Below are 8,626 nucleotides of genomic sequence, written 5' to 3' on the forward strand. Positions count from 1 at the left end.
TATCCCTTGAAGCCGCCGCCGGGATCCCGCCCGGTGTTCACACTCGAAGCCAAGGAGTCACGCTCGAAAGTCGTGACAATGGGCGCCGCGTCGCTGGGCGCGCCTTTCAGACCGCGCCAGAACAGGTTGATCATCAACCCGGCGGCTTCGTCGACGTCGGTGTCACCAGTGCTCAGTCGAGTGGCCACCGCCTCGCCCGCACCCACCAGGGCTACGGCCATCATGTCGAAGTCGGTGCCGGGGTCGGGATTTCGGGTCCCCGACCGAAGTAGGCGCGCCACCAGTTCGATGATTCGCTCGCGACCCTCGCGCACCGTATGAGCAAACGCCTGCGAGCTGGTGGCCTGGGTGTACATCACGATCCACGACGACCGGTTCGTATCGATATAGCGCAAGAAAGAGACGATCGTGTTGCGCAGCAAGTCTTTCGGGCTCTGCTGAAGCTCGATGTCTTCACGTACGCCGTCGATGAAGCGGGACAGCTCGCGGTTCAGACACGCGCCGAAGAGTTCTTCCTTGGAGCCGTAGTACAGGTACAGCATCGGTTTGGAGATCTCTGCTTTGGCCGCGATCGCATCCATCGAGGTTTCGTGGTAGCCGTTGATCGAGAACATCTCGACGGCGGCGTCGAGCATCTGCTGCTCGCGGACGGCACGCGGTAGCCGCTTGGTACCACCTGCCATCGCCTGTCCTTCGTCTGCAGCCGGATATCTGACTCCAGAGTAAGCAATGTGCCTTTACCGCACACCCGCTATCGGCCGCACCCCGCGGGCCGGCCCTTCACCGCGGCCATTCGCAGTACCGAAGCATCCACCGCCGGTTGCGCCAACTCCCCTGCGGCCAGCGCCTTCTCCAGCCGGTCGAGCACCGCGGGCACCTCGTCGGTGGTGACCCACAGCGCGATGTCGCTGCCCGCCTGCAGCGCGCGTAGCACCGCCTCAGACACCCCGTAGCGCTCGTTTATCGCGGCCATGCTGGACAGGTCGTCGCTGAACACCGGACCGTCGAACGGCGGCCCGCCGTAGCCGTCGCCGGTGCGCAGCAAGCGCACGGCGGCCGGACTCAGGCTGGCCGGCTGGTTGTTCGTCAGGCCGGGAACCTGCAAATGACCGATCATCACCCCGACCGGCGTCGCACTCACCAGCGTCCGGTAGGGGACCAAGTCGTCGTGCTGCAACTGGTCCAGCGGTGGCGTGGCCACACCACCGGTGTGCGAGTCGCCCGAACCGTGGCCGTGGCCGGGGAAGTGTTTGAGCACCGGCAGCAGACCGGCATCACGCAGGCCGCGGGCATAGGCGCCGGCATATTGGGTGACCACTCCGGGGTCCGCGCCGAACGAGCGGTCGCCGATGACCGTGTCGTCGGCGGCGTCGGTGACATCGACGACCGGTGCGAAGTCGACGGTGATGCCCAGCCCGCGCATCTTGTGGCCACGGTCCAGCGCGGTCGCGTAAACGTCATCGACACTGAGGGTCTGCGCCAGCGTTCGCGCCGACGGGGCCGCTCCGATCAGCGACGAAAGCCGGGATACCCGACCGCCCTCCTCATCGACGCTGACTGCCAGCGGCAGCGGTCCCGCGCTACCGGCGATGCCGCGCAGGGAACCATCGGTCAACATCGACAGATCGGTCCAGCTGCCGATGAAGATGCCACCGACGTGGTGGTCGGCCACGACCGCTCGCGCGTCGTCGGCGTTGCGCACTCCTACCATCAGCAACTGCGCCAGCTTGTCGCGGCCCGACATTGCCGCCAGCATGGCCGTCCCCTCACCGCAGGCCGGCTGACGGTGGGCGGGCGACGATGCGCTCGGAGTTTCCGGCGGTTTGGCAGTGGTGCCACATGAGGCGATCAGCGCTGATACCGCAGCAAGCACGGCCAGGACGCGTAGGAGGGCCATCGGCCCATGCTGTCACGGCACGCATCGGCGACGGCGCCGCCCCGTCCGGCCGTAGTGCTAGGTTGGGCGACTAGGTCCGGCGACCCACCAGTCCGCACTCTCAAGGAGCCCCCGATGAACCGGTTCGTTGCGCCCGCCGCAGCCAGCATCGTGGTCGGTCTGCTGCTGGGTGCCGCCGCCATCTTCGGGATCACCCTGATGGTGCAGCAGGACACCAAGCCGCCGCTGCCCGGCGGCGACCCGCAGTCCTCGGTACTCAACCGGGTTGAGTACGGCAACCGCACCTGACCTGAGTACGTCGCCTTCGGCCATCTCGCAGGAGGCGGTGTCCTTGACGGTGGCGGGCCTGTCGCGGCGCTGGTTGTGGTTGGTCGCGACGGTGGCGCTGGCATTGACCTTCGCCCAGTCGCCCGGGCAGATTTCCCCCGACACCAAGCTCGACCTCACCGCCAACCCGCTGCGCTTCCTGGCGCGCGCAACCAATCTGTGGAACAGCGAGCTGCCGTTCGGACAGGCGCAGAACCAGGCTTACGGCTACCTGTTTCCGCACGGCACGTTCTTTTTGGCCGGCCACCTGCTGGGGCTGCCCGGTTGGGTGACTCAGCGGCTGTGGTGGGCTCTGCTGCTCACCGTCGGCTTCTGGGGGCTGCTGCGGGTGGCCGAGGCGCTGGGCATCGGAAGCCCGGCGTCGCGGGTGATCGCCGCGGCGGCGTTCGCACTGTCGCCGCGGGTGCTGACCACGCTCGGGTCGATCTCCTCGGAAACGCTGCCGATCATGTTGGCGCCGTGGGTGCTGCTGCCCACCATCCTGGCGCTGCGCGGCGACGCCAGCCGATCCGTCCGCAGGCTGGCCGGGCAGGCCGGGCTGGCGGTGGCGTTGATGGGGGCGGTCAACGCCATCGCGACGCTGGCCGGTTGCCTGCCGGCGGTGATCTGGTGGGCCTGTCATCGACCCAACCGGTTGTGGTGGCGCTACGCCGCGTGGTGGCTGCTGGCGCTGATCCTGGCGATGTCGTGGTGGTTGGTGGCATTGGTCCTGATGGCCCGGATCAGCCCGCCGTTCCTCGATTTCATCGAATCCTCCGGTGTCACCACGCGATGGTCGTCGCTGGTGGAGGTGCTGCGCGGGACCGACAGCTGGACACCATTCGTGGCGCCCGATGCAACCGCGGGGGCTCCGCTGGTCACCGGGTCGCTGATGATCCTGGCCACCTGCCTGGTCGCCGCGGCGGGTCTGGCCGGCCTGGCCATCCGCGGCATGCCGGCACGCGGACGGCTGGTGACGATGCTGCTTGTCGGGGTGACGCTGATCGCCGTCGGCTACTCCGGCGGGCTGGGCTCGCCGGTGGCGCACCAGGTGCAGGCCTTCTTGGACGCCGGTGGGGCGCCGCTGCGCAACGTGCACAAGCTGGAGTCGTTGATCCGGATCCCGCTGGTGCTGGGGTTGGCCCAGCTGCTGGGTCGGCTGCCACTCCCGGGCAGCACACCGGCGCCGGCGTGGGTTCGCGCGCTAGCCCATCCCGAACGCGATAAACGCGTGGCAGCCGGGATCGTGGTGTTGACCGCGCTGATGGTCGCCACCTCGCTGGCGTGGACCGGTCGGATGACCCCGCCCGGCGCATTCCGCGCGATACCGCAGTATTGGCACGACGCCGCCGACTGGCTGACCGAACACAACACTGGTACGCCGGCGCCGGGCCGGGTGTTGGTGGTTCCCGGCGCCCCGTTCGCCACTCAGGTGTGGGGCACCAGCCATGACGAGCCGTTGCAGGTGCTCGGCGACAGCCCGTGGGGGGTGCGAGACTCGATTCCGCTGACCCCGGCGCAAACCATTCGGGCGCTGGATTCGGTACAACGGCTGATCGCGGCCGGCCGCCCCTCGGCAGGCCTCGCCGATACGCTGGCCCGCCAAGGTATTTCCTATGTGGTGCTGCGCAATGACCTGGACCCGGACACGTCACGCTCGGCCCGCCCGATTCTGGTGCACCGGGCTATTGCAGGCTCGCCGCGCCTGCAGAAGGTGGCCCAGTTCGGCGCACCGGTCGGCCCCGGGCCGGTGTCCGGGTTCATCAGCGACAGCGGCCTGCGGCCGCGATATCCGGCCGTGGAGATTTACCGGGTCGCGGCCGGGGGCGGCGACCCGGCTGCTCCCTACTTCGCCGACACCGACCAGTTGGCCCGGGTCGACGGCGGCCCCGAGGTGCTGTTGCGCCTCGACGAACGCCGCCGCCTGCTGGGGCGGCCGGCACTGCGACCGGTACTGATGACCGCCGACGCCCAGCGCGCCGGCCTGCCGACGCCCGTCGTCACCGTCACCGACACTCCGGTTGCCCGGGAGACCGACTACGGCCGGGTCGATGATCACTCGTCGGCGATCCGGGCCGTTGGCGACGCCCGGCACACCCACAACAGGGTGCCGGACTACCCCGCGCCGGGCGCGGAAACCGTCTACGGCGGGTGGACAGGCGGACGGCTCACCGCATCGAGTTCCTCGTCGGATGCCACCGCCCTGCCCGACGTCGCGCCGGCGACTTCTCCGGCCGCCGCAGTCGACGGCGACCCGGGGACGGCATGGGTGTCCAATGGCCTGCAGTCGGCGGTGGGCCAATGGCTGCAGGTGGACTTCGACCATCCGGTGACCAACAGCGTGATCACCTTGACGCCCAGCCCGACTGCCGTCGGCGCCCAGGTCCGCCGGATCCAGATCGAAACCGTCAACGGCACCACCACGTTGCGATTCGACGAAGCCGGTAAGCCGCTCACCGCAGCGCTGCCCTACGGCGAAACCCCGTGGGTGCGCGTCACCGCGATCGGCACCGACGACGGGTCCGGCGGTGTGCAGTTCGGCATCACCGATCTGTCCATCACCCAGTACGACGCCAACGGCTTCGCCCACCCGATCGACCTACGGCATACCGTGCGAGTGCCCGGCCCGCCGCCGGGCTCAGCGGTGGCCCGTTGGGATCTGGGCTCGGAGCTGCTGGGCCGGCCCGGCTGCGCCGAAGGTCCGCAGGACATGCGCTGCGCGGCGTCGATGGCGTTGGCCCCGGAAGTGCCGACCACCCTGAGCCGCACGTTGAGCGTGCCGCAGCAAGTGTCGGTCACTCCGACGGTCTGGGTGCGAGCCCGGCACGGCCCCAAACTGGCCGACCTGATCGCCGAACCGAACACCACCCGCGCCCGCGGCGACTCCGATCTCCTGGAAGTCTCGGGCTCCGCGTACGCGGCCACCGACGGTGATCCGACCACCGCGTGGACGGGGCCGCAACGGGTCGTGCAGCACAAGACGCCGTCGACGCTGACATTGACGCTGCCCCGGCCGGCCGAGGTGACCCGACTGCGGCTCACCGCCAGCAGGTCGGCCGTGCCCACGCATCCGACCCTGGTCGCCGTGGATCTCGGTGACGGCCCGCAGATCCGAGAACTGGGCGCGGACACCGACGGCGAGGCGCAGAACGTGGCGCTGAAACCGCGGCTGACCGACAGCGTCATCATCAGCCTGCTCGACTGGGACGACGTCATCGACCGCACTGCGCTGGGGTTTGATCAGTTGAAACCACCGGGGCTGGCCGAAATTACGGTGATCGACGCCGACGGCAATCCGGTGGCGGCCGCTGACGCCGCCCGCAACCGCTCGCGCCAGGTCACCGTCGATTGCAGCCGCGGCCCGATCATCGCGATCGCCGGCCGCTTTGTGCACACCACGATCACCACCACTGTGGGTGCGCTGCTGGACGGCGAGCCGGTGGCCGCCCAGCCATGCGAGCGCCAGCCGATCGCGCTACCGGCCGGTCAGCAGGAGCTGCTGATCAGTCCCGGTGAGCAGTTCAGCGTCGACGGCGTTCAGCTATCGGGTCCCCTCGCTGGCCAATTACCCAGCGCTACAACGATTCCCGCTGCCACTAGCGTGTGGGGCGCGGCGCGGCGCGAAGTACGGGTGCCCGAGGCGGCGGTATCGCGGGTGCTGGTTGTGCCGGAAAGTATCAACCGCGGTTGGCGGGCACGCACTGGCGATGGGACCCGGCTGGACCCAGTGGCCGTCAACGGATGGCAGCAGGGGTGGATAGTGCCGGCGGGGACCTCGGGCACTCTCACGTTGACGTTTGCGCCGAACTCGGCCTACCGCGCCGGGCTGGGCGGCGGATTGGCGCTGCTGCCGGTGCTGGTTCTGCTGGTTGGGTGGCCGGTCCGACGCAACCCGGGCCGCAGCGACCCGGCTGCCCATCCGTGGGCTCCCGGGCGGTGGGCGGCGGTGGCGCTGCTGGCGGCCGGCGGGTTGGTCGCGGGTCCGGCGGGGATCGCGGTGTTCGCCGCCGCGCTCGGACTGCAGTGGGCGCTGCGCGATCGACAGCGGTGGCGGGATGCGATCACCATCGGCGCGAGCGCCGGCGGGCTGATTCTGGCCGGTGCCATGCTGTCCCGGCACCCGTGGCGCTCGGTCGACGGTTATGCCGGACATTCCGCGGGCGTGCAATTGCTGGCGCTGGTTTCGCTGGCAGTGCTGGCCACCTCGGTGGTGCGGCTGCGACGCGAGCCGTTTCGCGGCTAACTGGCGGGGTACGCGGGACAATAAGCATCCACCGTCCGAGAGGCAGCGGGGATGGGATGGTTCAGCGCACCTGAATATTGGTTGGGCCGGCTGGTACTGGAGCGCGGTATTGCCGTTGTCTACCTGGTGGCGTTTGTCGCGGCTGTACAACAGTTCCGGGCGCTGATCGGGGAGCACGGGATGCTGCCGGCGCCCCGGTATCTGGCGGCTGTGTCGTTTCGCCGGGTACCAAGCATTTTCCACGTTCACTATTCCGATCGGTTCTTTGCCGCGGTTGCCTGGTTCGGCGCCGCACTGTCGGGCGCGATCGCCGCCGGACTAGCCGGCCTGGTGCCGCTCTGGGCGGCAATGCTGATGTGGCTGCTGCTGTGGGTTCTCTACCTGTCGATCGTCAACGTCGGGCAGACCTGGTATTCCTTCGGCTGGGAGTCGTTGCTGCTCGAAACCGGCTTTCTGGCGATCTTTCTCGGCAACGACGATATTGCGCCGCCGGTGCTGACGATGTGGCTGGCGCGCCTGCTGCTGTTCCGGCTCGAGTTCGGGGCCGGGCTGATCAAACTGCGCGGCGACCGGTGCTGGCGCGATCTGACCTGCCTGTACTACCACCACGAGACGCAGCCGATGCCCGGGCCGCTGAGCTGGTTCTTTCACCGCCTGCCCAAGCCGCTGCACCGAATTGAGGTGGCCGGCAACCATTTCGCCCAACTCGTCGTGCCGTTCGGATTGTTCGCGCCGCAGCCGGTAGCCAGTGTGGCAGCAGCGATTATCGTTATCACCCAGCTGTGGCTGGTGGCCTCCGGAAACTTCGCCTGGCTCAACTGGCTGACGATCCTGTTGGGTTGCAGCGCGATCGACACGTCATCGGCGGCTGCGGTGCTGCCGATTCCGCAGCAGCCCGCCCTGACCGAACCACCGATCTGGTTCGCGGCGCTGATGATCATATTCGCGGGAGCCACACTGCTTTTGAGCTACTGGCCGATACGCAACATGATCTCGCGGCGTCAGCGGATGAACATGTCGTTCAACCCGTTCCACTTGGTCAACACCTACGGCGCGTTCGGCAGCGTCGGACGAACCCGCCGGGAGGTGGTGATCGAGGGCACCAACGAATCCACGATCACCGATGAAACCGTTTGGGAAGAGTACGAATTCAAGGGCAAGCCGGGCGCAGTTCGGAGCCTGCCGCGGCAATGGGCTCCATACCATTTGCGCTTGGATTGGTTGATGTGGTTCGCTGCCATCTCCCCGAACTACGCATATCCGTGGCTACGCGGATTCCTGCTGCGGCTGCTGCAAAACGATCGGCCAACGCTGCGGCTACTGCGGCACAATCCCTTCCCCGAGCGTCCGCCCAAGTATGTGCGCGTCCAGCTCTACCGATACCGCTTCACCACGTGGCGGGAACTGCGCCACGAGCGGGCGTGGTGGCATCGCACGCTGGAAGGACAGTATGTCCCGCCGATCGCGTTGGGAGAGTTGACATTTCCTTCGCGCAAAGCCAGCCGGAGTGAGGAGTAGCGACTAGCGTTCAGTGGTGCGGAGCGTCGAGCTGGCACAGGACCAAGGCGGCGACGAGACCATAACCGAGGTGCGGAACGACATCGGCAATCCAGCCGACGACACCCCAGGTAAGTGGGTTCGTCACGCTGAGGGCGATCATCGGTCCGTTGGTACCGATCAGAGCGCCGGCGGTAGCGACCACAGTGGTGAGTGCTTTGCCGGGCCGCCAACCAAGCGAGCGTAGTAGTCCGAGTAGCGCGCCGATACCGATTCCGGCGGCGATACCCATAAGAGCGCCGACGCCGGCGATACGGTTCGGTTGGGTGTCGAGGCCGCCGGGCATCGTCCAGTGCAGCAGTCGCACCAACGCTTTTACGGTTTCTTCGGGCGTTGTGCTTGCCGGTCGGCCCCGGAGCGCCATATCGAGGTAAGTGAGGACATTCAGCGCAGTGGTGCCCGCCGCGCCGGCCGCGGCGCCGGCCCACAGCCCCCATCCGATCCGCTCCGCGCGGACTCTGCTCTGCATTCGGCCATGCTCCTTGGTACTCGCGTGCGGTTTACACCGCGGCCCTTCGACCCGGCAGCGGACCGCGGCACCCAACACCCAACCATGCGCGGCAGGACTCCGAATAGTTAGTGGCCTGCGGCGTCCCCTGTGCGGGCTGGGAGGGGGTCGCGCG

6 protein-coding genes are annotated in these 8,626 nt (G+C 68.1%); 3 read left to right on the forward strand and 3 right to left on the reverse strand.

Annotation, left to right across the window (positions count from 1 at the left end):
• Both AC5Y42_RS23420 and AC5Y42_RS23425 read right to left on the reverse strand, forming a co-directional pair.
• A partial coding sequence (locus AC5Y42_RS23420; RefSeq protein WP_499900952.1) for a TetR/AcrR family transcriptional regulator occupies positions 1-683 on the reverse strand: 683 nt, incomplete at its 3' end.
• A 68-nt stretch (positions 684-751) separates the two neighbouring features.
• Entirely contained in the window at positions 752-1,897 is a 1,146-nt protein-coding gene (locus AC5Y42_RS23425) for a glycoside hydrolase family 3 N-terminal domain-containing protein (protein ID WP_499900953.1), read from the reverse strand.
• Positions 1,898-2,011: 114 nt separating this feature from the next.
• Here AC5Y42_RS23425 and AC5Y42_RS23430 point away from each other — a divergent pair, with 114 nt between their 5' ends.
• The 3 genes from AC5Y42_RS23430 to AC5Y42_RS23440 are packed head-to-tail and all read left to right on the forward strand — an operon-like array spanning position 2,012 to position 7,964.
• Entirely contained in the window at positions 2,012-2,185 is a 174-nt protein-coding gene (locus tag AC5Y42_RS23430; RefSeq protein WP_065013670.1) for a DUF2613 domain-containing protein, read from the forward strand.
• Positions 2,186-2,234: 49 nt separating this feature from the next.
• Positions 2,235-6,446, forward strand: coding sequence for an alpha-(1->3)-arabinofuranosyltransferase (locus AC5Y42_RS23435; RefSeq protein WP_499900956.1), 4,212 nt, complete (start codon positions 2,235-2,237; stop codon positions 6,444-6,446).
• 51 nt (positions 6,447-6,497) lie between these two features.
• On the forward strand, positions 6,498-7,964 hold the full coding sequence (locus AC5Y42_RS23440; RefSeq protein WP_499900954.1) for a lipase maturation factor family protein: 1,467 nt from the start codon (positions 6,498-6,500) through the stop codon (positions 7,962-7,964).
• Between the two features lie 10 nt (positions 7,965-7,974).
• Here the strand turns inward: AC5Y42_RS23440 and AC5Y42_RS23445 are convergent, their stop codons facing one another.
• Positions 7,975-8,472 (reverse strand): hypothetical protein, encoded by a 498-nt coding sequence (locus AC5Y42_RS23445; RefSeq protein ID WP_499900955.1) that lies wholly within the window; start codon positions 8,470-8,472, stop codon positions 7,975-7,977.
• Between the last annotated feature and the right edge of the window lie 154 nt (positions 8,473-8,626).

Source organism: Mycobacterium sp. NGS48 (genome assembly GCF_059812585.1).